Origin of the sequence: Ekhidna sp. (assembly GCF_040223195.1) — a bacterium.
In the GTDB taxonomy this organism is placed as follows: Bacteria; Bacteroidota; Bacteroidia; order Cytophagales; family Cyclobacteriaceae; genus Ekhidna.
In genome coordinates this window covers 87,628-101,764 of record NZ_JAVKDX010000022.1, presented here as the reverse complement: position 1 = coordinate 101,764, position 14,137 = coordinate 87,628, and the positions used below count along the sequence as shown (strand labels likewise).

Here is a 14,137-nt window from a genome sequence, read left to right as displayed (position 1 = left end):
TATGAATTTTCTTTTCTACTTCAAATCCAAAAAGACCCCTACCGAATAGGATGGTGCCGCAAGAATGAGTCTGGCACTGAAAGCCCCGCTGTAGGAAGCCGAGACACCTACCTTTTCAGAGACATAATAAGCAGCTTCATACGTGTAAGAAACAAACTCGGTATTGTTGGCGAAGATGGTCATGCCGTTGCTTCCTTCTGCGGAGCTGAGTCCATTTTGCAGGGATTCTACCACATCCATGCGCAGGATGCCCCAGAGTTTATTTTTCAAGAATGCTGCACCAAGTTCCCCTCCGGCTCGGAATTCATCCGAGAAGTTTTGCGTACGGTTGTTGAAACCGGCATAAACATTCCCGTAGGCGTTCACTTTTCCTATAGAAAAGGATCTGCTCAGATCAAAGCGTACCATCTGGTTGAACTCACCATCGCCGGTCTGCAATGAGCCATCACTTCCTCCATCGTCTTTGCCCAGTGGCAGTCCCAGTAGAAGGGTGCCTGCAAATACGAATTTGCTTCCCGGCTTGCTGATGCCATACTTCACAGCAATGTCCGTATCACCGATTGAGTTCACTGCCTCGCCGGGAGAGGTTGTCATGCCTGTAGTGCCTGACACCTGTGCGTTACGGTACGCCCGACTGAAAAAAGGGAAGTAGACGATTGCCGTGACCCGATCAGTGATTCCGTATTCCCCATAAAAGGAGGAATTGAAAATTCCCATCGTTGCATTCGGGTCGATGGAGCCATTGCTGGTGTAGTGCTTGGCCGCAACTACCCACCATTGGGATACTTTGTAATAGGCAGAACCTTTGGACTTGGTCCATCCGCCACCCGCCTGGGTAAGAAACGGAACTGCAATCAGAAGTGTCAGAAAAAGTTTTCGCATGTCATTCAATTTCACCCTGGCCAACTTTGACCTCAAAGGGTTTACAGTAATAGAAAAGGTAGTCGTAATCAAACAGGTCAACGTCAGGAATTCGATATTCATGAGTCCCGGAAAATACCTCCACCGGCCCAATCTCATATCCACCGTTCGGGGTGTTTGGGTTGTTAGTCAAATAAACGTAAAGTCCTGGCAGTCCCTGATCGGCAATGTAATTCTCGTCAAAAGATATGACCAGTTCATTGCCATCCACTTCAATGTTAAAATCCCCTGTCAGATCGTAAGAGGAAGTGGTCATGATTGTGCCTTGTCGATTTTGCTGACTGGAGGATGTTGGATCATCCGTGACCTCAAAGGGGATAGTGGTCTCTACTTCTTCCCCCAGATACTCCACCGATAGTGTGATCATTACTTCACCATAATCCAACGCAGTGGCCAGACCATCCTGATTAATGATTGCGACAGAAGCATCAGAAGTAGACCAGCTGATTTGATCAGGCTCTTCTTCTACGCCCACATTGTTGAGAAACATGTATTCAAATTGCCAGGTGGTGCCAATCTCCATCGTGGTAATGGAATTGGTAATCCGAACCTCCGGATCCACTTCATCCATCACGATATCCTCGCCAACACACCCTGCCAGGGCAAGTAAAAGGACAGTAAATCTTCTCATGTCTTAGTTTTTCACCTCAATACTATCGTTTCCGAGCAAAATAGGTTGGTTAAACCGTCCATCTTCATCCCGATTTTCGAGGTTAAGGACGCCTCGCGGACAAACGGAAGAGCAAACACCGCATCCAACGCAGCTTGAACGAATGATATTTTGTCCCCGCTGTGCATACCATCGCACATCAATGCCCATCTCGCAGTAAGTCGAGCAATTGCCACACGAAATGCATTGTCCGCCATTGGTGGTGATTCTGAATCGGGATTTGAAGCGCTGCACCAGCCCCAGATAGGCAGCAAGGGGACAGCCGAACCGGCACCATACCCGGTTCCCCATTAAGGGGTAGAATCCTGTGCCGATCACCCCAGAGAAAATGGACCCGATCAAAAAGCCGTAGGGTTTTCTCAGATAGGTATACGTGTCAATGCCTGCTATGGAATTTGATCCGGTGATGAATGAGTAAAGTACTCCTGCCGTCATGATCACCGCAAAGACCAGCACGCCATGCACCAGGTATCGTTCTATCTGCCAGGCTTTCAGGGATTTGTCAGAGAGTTGTCGGAATGGATCCCCGGCAGTTTCGGCTAGTCCGCCACAGCCACATACCCAGCTGCAATACCATCGTTTCCCAAAGAAGTAAACAAACACGGGAACCCCCACCACGAATAGGGTGATGCCCCAGGCAAACATGAATACGCCTAGCCCACCGGCTGAGGTCAAGGTGTTGATGTGCCATGCATCAAAGAAGTCATAATCCAGCGGCCACATGTTTTTGAAGTCGAAGTAAGGCTGATTGAGCCTTACCAGAATTTCAGGTAGCAGGAATGCAAATGCCAACTGGAAGAACATGACAGAACAGGTTCGGAAAATCTGGTACTTGCTGTGACGGTACTTGATGATCATGCGGATGCCCATGACCAGTACAGCGAAGGTGTAAAGAAATCCGTAGAGAAACCACTGACTGGAAGTAGCGGATGGATTGATGAGTTTTTGGATAGGATCAACGATGATGATCCAGTTGGTGATGTAGGCTGGGAAGAAATAGAGGAGGATGTAAAAGCCAATGAGTAGTGCTCCAGTCAGCATCCCTATCCATCCCCGGTTATTAAGCGCGCTGTGAAAAATGCGATTGTTTTTGATGCCCGGAGGGCCGTTTAGCTTGATCTGGGGAATAATAAACATCAGTGCGCCGAGCGCACCAACTACATAGATCAGGAAGAAAAGTAGCAGCTTATTTTCAGGAACAAAACCCTGATTAGACGCTCGTGTCAGCGAGCCGCTGTAATCGTCCCAGATCACGTCTCCCCATCGTTGTTCAGATCTTGCTTTTTCGTTGACAGCTTCAATTGCTTCGTTGATGTCATTCACAAAAGGAATGCTTAAAGCATACTCTTTATTGAATAAATCCTGCATGGCAGGCTGGAGCGTTCCCTTATGTTCCGACTTTATCACTGAGGTAAATACCTTTTCGGTTAGCGAATAGCTGGACAGGAAAAAGCTTCCTAGGAATAGTCCGAGTGAGAATAAGAACAGTACTAAACCAGAATATCTAATTAATTTCATAATGATGCTTGTTTAGAAGGAACTCCCCCTTTGAAGGGGGCTTGGGGGATGTTTTTATTTACTTCTCTGTGCATTTCTCCGATTTCTCTGTGGTTATATGAATATTTTTTCCAGAAACCCTTTCTTTCTTACTGCTACCTGCTTCTCAGGAAACTGCTCATTGAATTTCTGTTGAATCTCACCTTCCCAGTGTTTATAAAATTCAGGATCAAAATTCGCTTCAGGAAGATTTGAGATTACATAATCAAGAGCGCGCTTTTCGCTCAGCCATTTATCCCAGACTTCATGTCGATTTCGGATTCCAAATAGGTTCACGCCCAGAACTTCCAGATCGTCTTTCTTATAAATGATCTTGATGCATTTTTCCTGGTCATCAGATTCCCAATAAAAGGAGGCAGATTCAGCCGGACATTCGGGAAGGACCGTCCCGTAATTCTGATATTCTATATCGAAGAACTTGGCAGAGTTGAACCAGATTCCGGGTTTATACATTGTTTGATTTCCGGTGATTGTTCTGGCGACAGTTTCTCCCATCATCCTCCCCACGTACCACACAGCTTCAATTGGTCGCCTGTGAGCAGGTGGATTTTTTAGCTGAGCACAATCCCCAATGGCATATACGTCAGGAATATTGGTTTGCAGAAATTCATCTACCAGAATTCCTCTGTCGATCTCAATTTTGGAATCCTTTACCAAATCAACATTCGGGTGGACACCTACTGTCAAACCCACAAACTGACAATCAATAATTTCTCCGGATTTGGTTTTTATAGCTTTTACTCTTCCGTGCCCGTCATCCAGTATTTCTTCCAGTTCGGTTTCTGAACGAAGATCAATGCCATGTTTAACTAGGTGATTGTCAATGAGAGATGCTTCTTCCTTAGGCAACATATTCCCCCAGAAGTTTTTCTCACGGATCAGGTAGGTTACATGGATATGCCGGGAGTGGAGCATCTCGGCCATTTCAACGCCAATTAGACCACCACCTAAAATGACTGCTCGGTCAACATCCTTGGCATTTTTTTCCATTAGCTCCAGGTCTTGAAAGGAATAGAGCCCTTGCACTCCTTCCAAATCCTGACCCGGCCACCCAAACTTATTGGATTTGCTTCCAGTCGCAAGAATGAGTTTGTCATAAGGCAATTGCTCTCCTTCTTCAAACTGAATTTGTTTTCCATCAAAATCAATGGATTTTACCCATGCCCGTTTTAGCTCAATCCGATTTTTCTCCCAAAACCTATCCTCATAGGGCTTGGTGTTTTCATACTTCATGTGGCCCATGTAGATGTACATGAGGGCCGTTCTGGAAAAGAAATGGTCGGTCTCACCTGAGATCACCGTGATCTGATCATCGGAAAGTTTTCGAATATGACGTGCAGCTGTGATGCCAGCAATTCCATTTCCGATTATAACAATTTTTTGCATTGAGTGTGATTATAGGGTCAATAATACGTTGATCTGAAACGTGCGATTCATGAAGTTACAGAGATACACAGGCGTTTGTCAAAGAGTTGACAAAAAATCTTAAAACCTTGGCAATCTTATTTCGGTTTAATACGTACCAATAAATGGTGATTAGGTGAAATGGGTGGGTTAGCGTGCAAAGGCACGTTTCTATTCGGTTAGGTTAGGTTACGATTATCCCATCCATATAAGGGGACCCGCCAGGGTCCCTTTCTTTTTTACCCTTACTTCAATGTTTCTCTGGGTACGTGTAAGTATTCCTGTAGCTCCCCGCTTTGAATCATTGCATCTGGCTTTCCTACAAGAATTTGCTTCCCAAAATCCATGCACCAAAATTGATCGCATACCTGGGCGGAAAGCTGGATTTCGTGTGTGGAAATCAACACTCCTTTTCCCGATTGAGCAATTTTTTTAAGCAGGTGTAGCACCTCGATTTTGTTTTTGAGATCAAGATGGGAGGTAGGCTCATCCAGTATAATCAGATCCGTATCTTGTACCAATGCTCTGGCAATCATCACCTTTTGAAGCTGACCATCGCTCAGCTCAAACAGCCGTTTCTTCGCCAGGTAATTGATTTCCATCTGCGAAATCGCCTCATCAATTTTATTCCGGTCGTCTGCTTTCAAATTCCCCAACCAACCGGAATAAGGATGCCTTCCGAGAGCAATCAATTCAAGCACAGATAAATTCAAGGAATCAGGTTTATTGGTCAAAACCACACTCACCCGTTTAGCAATTTCTTTTGGGTTGATTTCTTCCGTTGATTTTCCATCGAGGAGTACCAGTCCGTTCAATGCCGGCTGTAACCCACAGATGGTACGGATGAACGTGGACTTTCCTACGCCATTCTGTCCTACTAATCCAATCAACTCACCTGGCTTGATGGAAAGGTTGATTTCTCTTCCAAGCACTTTGTTGGCACCATACCCGATTGTTAGATTTTTAATGTCCAGCGCCATCAGAATCGGTAGTTTAGGTTTGACTTGCGGAGGATCAGCCAGATCACAAAAGGAGCCCCGAAAAGTGATGTCACTGCATTTATCGGAAGGGTTTCCTGCATTCCAGGCAATTGAGCAATGATGTCAAAAACCATCAATAGAATCCCGCCAAGCAAAATTACGAGTGGAGTCAGTAACAGATGATTTCCGGTATTGAAAAGCATCCGGGCTATATGTGGAACTGCCAGCCCAATAAAAGCTATCGGACCGCAAAAGGCGGTGATTGTGCCTGCCAGCAGGCTGGTATTGACGATGATCAGCATGCGGGCACGTTTGAGGTTGAGCCCAAGGGATTCAGCATAGTTTTCCCCTAATAGAAGCGCATTTAAAGGCTTTGATAGTAAGAAGGAGAGGATGAGTGAAATGATTATCACCGGCATCATAACCTGAAGTTCTGCCCATGATAAACTCCCCAAACTCCCGAACGTCCAGATGACATAGGCTTGAATATTTTCAGCCTGACTGAAATATTGTAAGATGCTCACCAAGGCACTTACGGCAGAGCCAAACATCAGCCCGATGATCAATAGTGAAATACCGGACCTAATACGAAATGAAGCAATCAGCACGATGGATAAAACTAGAAAAGAGCCAACTCCAGAGGCACCCACAAGCAGCCAGCTTCTCCCGATTCCTGTCATCTCGATGAAGCCGCCCAACCAGACACCCAGAAAAATGACCAACGCAACTCCAAGCCCAGCACCTGAGCTGATTCCCAAAATGAAAGGGCCGGCCAGAGGATTCCTAAAGAGGGTTTGCATTTGTAGTCCGCTAATTGCAAGTGCACTGCCAGCCAGCAAAGAAGTGACAGCTTTAGGCACTCTGAAATTTGTAATGATATTTGACCAAACCTGATTATCCGAGGTACCAAAAAAGTGCTGAAAAATAAAGGAAATGGGGATTTTTACAGAGCCCAATGAGATGCTGATCAGAAAGCATAGCACTAGAATGAACAGGAGAGAAGTGAAAACCACTCTCCATTTTTTTCTGGATTCGTCTAGTTGGGATTCTATCATTTCAGCTTCTGAAAATAGACCGATTCGTACTCAGGGAGCAAATCAGGATGAATGATTTTGATAAGGTCTGATAATACTAAATCAGGTCTGGAATATCCGGACTCAAAGAAATCATATCCCCCGTTTGGGCCAATCTTCTTATTGTAGTTGTAAATCCGGTCATTTTGAAAGGGCTGGAATGATGCATATCGATCGTCCTGGCTTAGCAATTCTTCTTTGGAGTTAATGGTAGACGTGCCGATCCATAAATCGGCACCATTCCCCTGCTCATAGACCGACTCAAAACTCAGCTCCAGCCATCCGGAAGTGGTGTCTGAGTCCCATAGATACTTTCCACCTGCGTTATTGAAAAAAGTGGCTGCCCAGTTGTCTCCTCCAGGCAAAAACCAGGTATCGCCGTAAACAACACCACTTAGGATGGTTGGGCGATTTGTCTGGGTAGCTGCCAGAGCACTGACTCGGTTGTACTCGTCTTCGATGGCTCTGAATATGGAATCTGCCTCCTTTTCTTTATGGAGAAGAGCACCAAAAAACTTGATCCATTCCGCTCTGCCAAGTGGGGATTGCTCCAGAAAATCTGAATTATAATAGACAGGGATCCCAGCCTCCTTCACTTTTTCCAGAGTTTTGGATTCACCACCCATGTCAAAGGCAATCACTGCATCCGGATCAATTCCAAGTAGCAATTCCATATTCATGCTTCCATCCGGTCCCAAATCCGTAAGCAAGCCATTTTCAGCTCGTTCAATGAATGTTTCAGAGCTGATATAACTCAAATTGGGGAATCCGATGACAGCATCCTCTGCACCCAGCATTTCAAAGTAGGGTAGGTGTGAAGTGGAGGTGCAAACGATACGTCGAGGTACTTCATCCAGTTTGTATTTAATCGGTTGAGCAGCTTTGGGCCATGGCTCGTCGATTACCAGATATTCATCGTCACCAGCCCGCTCAAAATGAAAAGCAGTAGCATAGCGTACTTCATCTTCGATCGTTTCTGCAGTGTTTTTCTCTTTAGGAGTGCCACAGCCAATCATTAACAATACAATTCCGGGAATGAATTTATTCATACTTCAAAAGTAGGCCATTGAGGGTTTAAGTTTCGTAGATTTGCTGCTGACAATGGTTTTAAACCCGCCCGTTGGCGGGGGAGAATTAAAACGGGAATCTCGTGATCGCCTTAATGTGAAAGTCGAGAGCTGTCCCCGCAACTGTAAGTCTATCAGGTGTTTTGGCCTTATCAAATCCACTGTTCCAATTTGGGATGGGAAGGAAGTCAAAACCAGACAAGCCAGGAGACCTGCCAATGTCATTTTAGAATTCTAGCTTCGGGTGAAAGCAGAGGAAGGGGTTAACTCCATTCTTTCTACGAGGCTCATAGTAATTAAAAATGACTATGAGAAAAACACATTTAATCATTGCATTTGCATGCATGGGATGGACTGTCAAGGCACAGGACTCCCTCAGGACCGTCCAGTTGGATGAAGTGGTGGTTACGGGCACCAAATCAGAAATTCCTGTTGAAAAATCAGGTAAATCCATTTTTAAACTAACCAGAAAGGACATTGAGTCTAGCGGTGAGCAAACTGTGGCTGACTTGCTCAATGAAGTTCCGGGGGTTCAGATGGATGGCAACTTTGGTCCATTGGGGACAAACATTGGGTATTTTATCCGTGGAGCATCCAGCAAGCGTACGCTGGTTTTGATCGACGGTGTGCCTTTCAATGATCCGTCCGGAATTGATCAAACGTATGACTTCAGATTGCTAGACCTGGATCAGGTGGAGTCGATCGAGATTCTGAAAGGAGGTCTCAGCACACTTTATGGGACAGGTGCGGCTGCCGGCGTTATCAACGTAACATTGAAAAAAGCAAAGGGAGATGGAATAGGAGGGACTGCTGGTATGACGTATGGAAGTTTTAGCACCATCAATCCTAATCTGAATGTTTCCGGGAGTCAGGGAAAATTAAATTTCTTGGTTAATACTGGCTATCGAAAATCTGATGGATTCTCGGCTGCAGCAGATCCATCAGGTACAGGAAACTATGATGACGATGGATTTGAGGGTTATAATTTCCTCAGCAAGGTGGGCTATGATTTCACTGAAGATTTCTCCCTGACGTTTACAGGATCACTTGATGATTTTGCAGCTGACTATGACCAAAGTGAATTTACTGATGCAGACAATACCACGGAGTACCAGCAACTTAGATTTGGACTTTCGCCGAAATTGAAGATTGGAAATACATCCATAAAAGGAGATATGTTCTACTCCAAGCTGGATCGTTTGTTTCTGTCCCCGGGTTCTGCATTTTTACCAAGAGATGAATATGATGCTGAGAATATTCAGGTTGACTTTGTGGCAGATCACAATTTGACGGAAAACGTTAAGATGATTGGTGGATTAAACTACCAGGATCTCAAATACAACCAACCATCTCTGGATGAAGAGGGATTTTATATGATCGATCCGTATTTATCTATCATTTTCGATCAATCCAATTTCAACCTTCAGCTTGGAACCCGACTCAATCAGCATAGCGAATATGGAAGCAATTTTGTTTGGAATGTAAACCCATCTTACCTGATTGGGACAGGGGAGTCGAGAATCAAACTATTTTCTTCATACTCAACCTCCTTCATAACTCCCTCACTATTCCAACTTTTCGGGCCATTTGGTGCAAATACAGAGTTGGAGCCCGAGGAATCAAAATCTGCAGAGGGAGGATTGGCATTTACGCAAGGCATATTGCAGCTGGAAGGGGTCTATTTCTATCGACTAGATGAAAACCTGATTGTTTACAGTAGCCTGTTTGAATACGAGAATGCCGATCAGGAGATCAAAACGGACGGGTTGGAATTCACTGGCTCTGCCCAGGTTTCAAGTAGCATAAGCTTGTCCGCTAATTATGCTTTCGTAAGAAGACTGGATGATGCTAAACTTTATCGAATCCCATCGCATAAGTATGGAGCATTGTTGAATTATCAACCAATTGACGGACTGAATATTGGTTTGAATTATCTCCATACAGGTGATCGAACTCAGCAGTACTACAATTCGGATATATCTGATACAGACGAAGCAGAATTAGATGCCTTCGATCTGGTTGATCTAAGTGCTAGTTATGTTTTTGGAAACTTGACCTTTTCAGGTAGCATAAATAACCTGCTGGATGAGAATTATCAGGCTATCTATGGATTCAATTCGGTTAAGAGAAACTATCGAATTGGTATGAGATACAGTTTCAATTGAAAAGCTCATCAACAGCTTTTCGGACAGAAATTTGTTGGGAGGAGATCAGCTCCTCCCTTTCTTTTATTTTCTCCTTGATATCTTTTCTGGAGTAAAAATCCATCTCCAATTTCGCATGAATGCGCTCATGAAACCATTTGAGTAGCTGCCTCTTTCTGTTTTTTGCAAACCACCCATTGCCCGTCGTTTGCTGCTGATACTTTTGGATTTCCTCCCAGGCTTCCTCAATCCCGGTTCGTTCGGTAGCGGAGCAAAGCCCAACCGGAACTGTCCAGTTGGCATCATTTGGTGGAAAAAGATGAATCGCATTCTTGTATTCCTCTTTGGCTTGCTTGGCAGCTTTCAGGTTATTCCCATCCGCTTTATTGATCAGGATATGATCAGCCATTTCCATGATTCCTCGCTTGATGCCCTGAAGTTCATCACCACCACCTGCAAGCATCAAAAGGAGAAAATAGTCTACCATATCCTTTACCACTGTCTCACTTTGACCCACACCTACCGTCTCGATAATAATCACATCGAATCCCGCTGCTTCACATAAAATGATCGTTTCTCTGGTGCTTGACGCAACACCTCCCAAACTTGAGCCGGAAGCCGAAGGTCGAATGTAAGCGTTCGGGTCTTTGGAGAGTTCCTCCATGCGTGTCTTGTCACCAAGAATACTTCCTTTGGTTCTACTGCTACTCGGGTCGATGGACAACACTGCTACTTTTTTACCCATTCCTGTGAGCATTCTCCCAAACGCTTCTATGAACGTACTCTTACCAACACCGGGTACTCCGGTTATACCGATTCTCAAACTTTTGGCATCTGGCTTTAATACTTTATCGATCAACTCAGCACTTACTATTTTGTCGTCATCACGTTTACTCTCTACCAAGGTGATCGCCCGGCTTAGAAAAGCCCTATTCCCGAGCGATAGACCATCTATCAAGTCTTGTAGAGGAATATCAGGTATTCGCCGAAAAGTTGAATCCATAGGACGAGTATTAAAGTTTTTATTGCGTAATTTGAAGAAAAAATTGAACTCTTCTAATATGTAAATTGTGATCGTTGCTTATAAATGCTTTAATTGCATATATAATCTTAAACTAACTAACTCACCAACGAATAGACGATGTTTAGAAGATTCTGGCAGGACGTAATCCTGGGAACAATTTTTATTTTGGGCTTGATGGGTCTCTTAGCGGGGGTCACAGCCTTCAAGGTCTTTGACATGTTTGATCCAATTGGAGACGCTTTTGCGGATATGGAGTTTACAGACATCTATTTTTCGCAATTGCTGGATGATCCTGTAGCTGATGAAAATGTGGTTTTGGTAAATGTGGGACTGGAGTCGCGGGCAGGTATTTCCATTCTTCTGGATTCAATTAGTAAGCATGGCCCGGCAGTGATCGGGGTTGATTTATTTTTTGATTATCAGATGGAGGATACTTTGGCGGATTTGATGCTAGCCGAATCTCTCGGAAGAATTGAAAATCTGGTTTTAGTGACCAAGCTTTCGCAGACATTGAATAACGAAAATCCGGATGAGTATGATTCGATTGAATGGTCTCATCCAATGTTTACCTGGAATGCAGAACCTGCTTTTGCCAATCTGATTACAGATGCAGAAGTTCAGGAAGATTTGAAAATGTGCCGTGAGTTTTTCCCGCAATTTGAAACAGCTGATAAAGTCAATCATCATGCCTTTGCAGTAAAAATGGCCAGTTATCTAGCTCCTGAAAAAGCACAGAAATTTTTAGAAAGGGGCAATGAAGTGGAAGTAATCAATTACCGGGGAAATGTGCTCGATTATGGAGCTACCAAGTTTGGCAATAAGTATTTTGCCCTGGATGTGTGGGATGTGTATTCGGGAAATTTCATTCCGGAGATCATCAAAGATAAGGTGGTGATTTTCTGTTTTCTTGGAGAGGAGCTGGGGGACAGAGAGAATTTTGAGGATAAATTTTTCACTCCATTAAATGAGACATACATAGGAAGGGCATTTCCTGACATGTATGGAGGAGTGATTCACGCCAACATTGTTTCGATGATCCTGAATGAGGATTATATCTTCTACCTCAGTGAAACGCAAAAGTGGATGGTAGCCATCTTTTTCTTGTTTTTGAACATCATGATTTTCTCATGGATTTACAAAAAACTACCGAAATGGTATGATGGGATGACGAAAATCATTCAGTTGATTGAGTTTATTGGGATCATTTACATCATGGTGTACATGATGGACTTGTATAGTGTTAAATTGGATCTTTCATATTTGTTATTTGCTGTTGCTCTTTCGGGTGACGGACTGGAAGTTTTTTATGGGGTTGTGAAGAATACACTATCCCGAGAAGGAAGAAAAGAATTATTTAAAGTATCAAAATTGTAAATTTTAAAAACGCCAAATACTATTGGAACTATTATGAGAAAGTTTGTTTCTATCGCTATCACAGTAATGTTTGTTTTTGTCGTTGGAGTAGCCAATGGACAAGGGTATACATTCAGAGTTTTGGCCAATAAGGGTCAAAACCAAGTAAAAAAGGAAGGTGCATCTGATGCTGTAGCTTTGAAAACCGGAGCTACACTTAGTGACGGTGACGAGTTGATTGCCGCACAAGGTGCCTACATCGGATTGATGCACAAATCAGGAAAAACACTAGAAGTGAGAACCCCTGGTACAAAAAAAGTAACTGATCTGGCTAAGATGGTAAATACCAAGTCTGCCAGCGTTTCAAGCAGATATGCTGAATTTCTGGCTGACAAAATGAACGAAAAAGATCAGCCAAACTACAGACAAAGACTGAATGCCACAGGAGCTGCAAAAAGAGAATTGACCGGTGGTGAGCAAATCAAGGCACTTATTCCTTCAGAGGATGCGAGTGTACTTGGGGATAATGCAATTGTGACCTGGGATACCCCTGAAGGCATGGAGGTAAATACCTTCGTAGTTACAGTTAAAAATATCTTTGATGAAGAGATCATGAAGGAGGAAGTAACCGGGAACTCGGTAACACTTGACTTTACTTCTGGTGAAATGCAAAATGAAGAAGGTCTTTGGATCATCAACATCAAAGCAAAAGAAAACATGGACGTCTCTTCAGGAGATATCGCTATCAAGCGACCTGAGAATCCAGCTCAATTCGAAGAAGGCCTTAGCAGCCTGAAGGCTGAGGTAGATCAGGAGAGCCCGCTAAGCAAAGTGATCTATGCCTCTTTCTATGAGGAGAATGGATTGATTGTGGATGCTTTGACAGCTATCGAAGAGGCTATCCAGATGAATCCTGAAGTAGAAGACTTCAAAATGTTGAAGAAGGACATCATCGAAAGAAACGGAATAAAAATCTACAAGGAAGAAGGGGAGGAGTAATCCCTCAGTTTTCCTCATAGAACAAATTTTCAGAAACCCTGATCCGCCGGCTGGCGGATCGGGGTTTTTTGTTACTGAAAATTCTATGAGGGTGCTAATTCGCTTATAGACGTAATGGAAAAATCTGAGTGTGTAAACTTTAGACTGTTGAAAAATTTATAATACATTCTCTTCATAAACTCCCTTTTGACTATACCACCTGCTTTGAACGCTCTACTGTGGCCAAACCATACTGCATGAATTGTCACGAAAAATAGAATGCCATACCAGCCAATACTAAATGCTTTATTGTAAAAGCTCTTTCGTTCGAAAATCTTGTAAAGTCTCTCATTTTGAAATTTAATGTGATGAGCCTCATCAATTAGGATATCATCACATATGGATTTCAATAATGGACATTTAGTGGCATCCTTGAGAGCCTGATAGAATATTTGAGCTGCGCTCTCAACGATAATTACTGAGATAGTCCACAGCTCCATGCTGGTATTGAAATACCTGACTTTCCGAAAAAGCGTATCTCCCCAGTCTTTTTTGATTCTTTGCTCACCGATTAGATCGATATACCTACCCAAATTGTTTCCGTGTTTTTGTTCTTCTTTAATGAAGAGTTGAATTGCCGCTGGATATTCAGGCTCATTCACACTTTTAGAATATTTCTTTGCTGCTGCTAATAGGTGTGAACCATCACTTGTCTCTCCCAGTTGCCATGCTTTCAATGAACGAACAATTTCATTCTTTTCATGCTCAGTAATGGCCGAAGCAATATTCCAATTTACTCTTTGGATTGATGAATTTTTCTTAAAGTGATTTTGCCAGAAAATTGAGGAATGTATCATTGATGAAATATTTGGGAAAAGGAACGGATGGTTTGAAAGAAGGATTTCGTGTTTAACACTTATTAAGAAATAAAAAAGGACACCCATCTGGATGTCCTCTTATAATCTT

At 43.4% G+C, this 14,137-nt stretch carries 12 protein-coding genes and 1 riboswitch; of the genes, 3 read left to right on the top strand and 9 right to left on the bottom strand.

The genetic code is table 11. From position 1 onward, the window contains the following. Positions 1–15: 15 nt before the first annotated feature. The 7 genes from RLN88_RS14030 to RLN88_RS14000 all read right to left on the bottom strand — a co-directional run bounded on the left by RLN88_RS14030 (position 16) and on the right by RLN88_RS14000 (position 7,654). Complete coding sequence (locus RLN88_RS14030) at positions 16–882, bottom strand: hypothetical protein (RefSeq protein WP_350222043.1); 867 nt, start codon at positions 880–882, stop codon at positions 16–18. 1 nt (position 883) lies between these two features. After that, positions 884–1,552: an Ig-like domain-containing protein gene (locus tag RLN88_RS14025; RefSeq protein WP_350222042.1), complete on the bottom strand. Its 669-nt coding sequence runs from the start codon at positions 1,550–1,552 to the stop codon at positions 884–886. Between the two features lie 3 nt (positions 1,553–1,555). Continuing rightward, a complete protein-coding gene (locus RLN88_RS14020) occupies positions 1,556–3,109 on the bottom strand; it encodes a 4Fe-4S binding protein (RefSeq protein WP_350222041.1) in 1,554 nt (517 codons plus the stop codon). Between the two features lie 93 nt (positions 3,110–3,202). Beyond that, a complete protein-coding gene (locus tag RLN88_RS14015; protein ID WP_350222040.1) occupies positions 3,203–4,534 on the bottom strand; it encodes an NAD(P)/FAD-dependent oxidoreductase in 1,332 nt (443 codons plus the stop codon). 263 nt (positions 4,535–4,797) lie between these two features. Then, entirely contained in the window at positions 4,798–5,532 is a 735-nt protein-coding gene (locus RLN88_RS14010) for an ABC transporter ATP-binding protein (protein WP_350222039.1), read from the bottom strand. Continuing rightward, entirely contained in the window at positions 5,532–6,587 is a 1,056-nt protein-coding gene (locus RLN88_RS14005) for an iron chelate uptake ABC transporter family permease subunit (protein WP_350222038.1), read from the bottom strand. Before RLN88_RS14005 ends, RLN88_RS14010 begins: the two co-directional genes overlap by 1 nt. Then, the gene (locus RLN88_RS14000; RefSeq protein ID WP_350222037.1) at positions 6,584–7,654 is read right to left on the bottom strand and encodes an ABC transporter substrate-binding protein; all 1,071 of its coding nucleotides are present in this window, start codon (positions 7,652–7,654) and stop codon (positions 6,584–6,586) included. The genes RLN88_RS14005 and RLN88_RS14000 overlap by 4 nt, the downstream gene beginning before the upstream one ends. Before the next feature lie 36 nt (positions 7,655–7,690). Then, a riboswitch (cobalamin riboswitch) is annotated at positions 7,691–7,906 on the top strand. Between the two features lie 74 nt (positions 7,907–7,980). On the opposite strand from RLN88_RS14000, the gene RLN88_RS13995 reads away from it, so the two are divergent. After that, positions 7,981–9,837 (top strand): TonB-dependent receptor plug domain-containing protein, encoded by a 1,857-nt coding sequence (locus RLN88_RS13995; RefSeq protein ID WP_350222036.1) that lies wholly within the window; start codon positions 7,981–7,983, stop codon positions 9,835–9,837. On the opposite strand, the gene meaB is transcribed toward RLN88_RS13995, so the two are convergent. Continuing rightward, positions 9,830–10,819, bottom strand: a complete 990-nt coding sequence (meaB, locus tag RLN88_RS13990; RefSeq protein ID WP_350222035.1) for a methylmalonyl Co-A mutase-associated GTPase MeaB — start codon at positions 10,817–10,819, stop codon at positions 9,830–9,832. The two genes, RLN88_RS13995 and meaB, sit on opposite strands and share 8 nt — an antisense overlap. 195 nt (positions 10,820–11,014) lie before the next feature. Between meaB and RLN88_RS13985 the strand changes: the two genes are divergently transcribed. Both RLN88_RS13985 and RLN88_RS13980 read left to right on the top strand, forming a co-directional pair. Continuing rightward, entirely contained in the window at positions 11,015–12,214 is a 1,200-nt protein-coding gene (locus RLN88_RS13985) for a CHASE2 domain-containing protein (RefSeq protein WP_350222034.1), read from the top strand. A 33-nt stretch (positions 12,215–12,247) separates the two neighbouring features. Beyond that, positions 12,248–13,192, top strand: coding sequence for a hypothetical protein (locus RLN88_RS13980; RefSeq protein ID WP_350222033.1), 945 nt, complete (start codon positions 12,248–12,250; stop codon positions 13,190–13,192). Between the two features lie 83 nt (positions 13,193–13,275). On the opposite strand, the gene RLN88_RS13975 is transcribed toward RLN88_RS13980, so the two are convergent. Further along, positions 13,276–14,028, bottom strand: a complete 753-nt coding sequence (locus tag RLN88_RS13975) for a ferritin-like domain-containing protein (protein ID WP_350222032.1) — start codon at positions 14,026–14,028, stop codon at positions 13,276–13,278. Between the last annotated feature and the right edge of the window lie 109 nt (positions 14,029–14,137).

What these genes read in the sequence shown, in the direction of transcription:
- RLN88_RS14030 (WP_350222043.1), bottom strand. Translation starts at nt 882, where the DNA reads ATGCGAAAACTTTTTCTGACACTTCTGATTGCAGTTCCGTTTCTTACC.
- RLN88_RS14025 (WP_350222042.1), bottom strand. Translation starts at nt 1,552, where the DNA reads ATGAGAAGATTTACTGTCCTTTTACTTGCCCTGGCAGGGTGTGTTGGC.
- RLN88_RS14020 (WP_350222041.1), bottom strand. Translation starts at nt 3,109, where the DNA reads ATGAAATTAATTAGATATTCTGGTTTAGTACTGTTCTTATTCTCACTC.
- RLN88_RS14015 (WP_350222040.1), bottom strand. Translation starts at nt 4,534, where the DNA reads ATGCAAAAAATTGTTATAATCGGAAATGGAATTGCTGGCATCACAGCT.
- RLN88_RS14010 (WP_350222039.1), bottom strand. Translation starts at nt 5,532, where the DNA reads ATGGCGCTGGACATTAAAAATCTAACAATCGGGTATGGTGCCAACAAA.
- RLN88_RS14005 (WP_350222038.1), bottom strand. Translation starts at nt 6,587, where the DNA reads ATGATAGAATCCCAACTAGACGAATCCAGAAAAAAATGGAGAGTGGTT.
- RLN88_RS14000 (WP_350222037.1), bottom strand. Translation starts at nt 7,654, where the DNA reads ATGAATAAATTCATTCCCGGAATTGTATTGTTAATGATTGGCTGTGGC.
- RLN88_RS13995 (WP_350222036.1), top strand. Translation starts at nt 7,981, where the DNA reads ATGAGAAAAACACATTTAATCATTGCATTTGCATGCATGGGATGGACT.
- meaB (WP_350222035.1), bottom strand. Translation starts at nt 10,819, where the DNA reads ATGGATTCAACTTTTCGGCGAATACCTGATATTCCTCTACAAGACTTG.
- RLN88_RS13985 (WP_350222034.1), top strand. Translation starts at nt 11,015, where the DNA reads ATGGGTCTCTTAGCGGGGGTCACAGCCTTCAAGGTCTTTGACATGTTT.
- RLN88_RS13980 (WP_350222033.1), top strand. Translation starts at nt 12,248, where the DNA reads ATGAGAAAGTTTGTTTCTATCGCTATCACAGTAATGTTTGTTTTTGTC.
- RLN88_RS13975 (WP_350222032.1), bottom strand. Translation starts at nt 14,028, where the DNA reads ATGATACATTCCTCAATTTTCTGGCAAAATCACTTTAAGAAAAATTCA.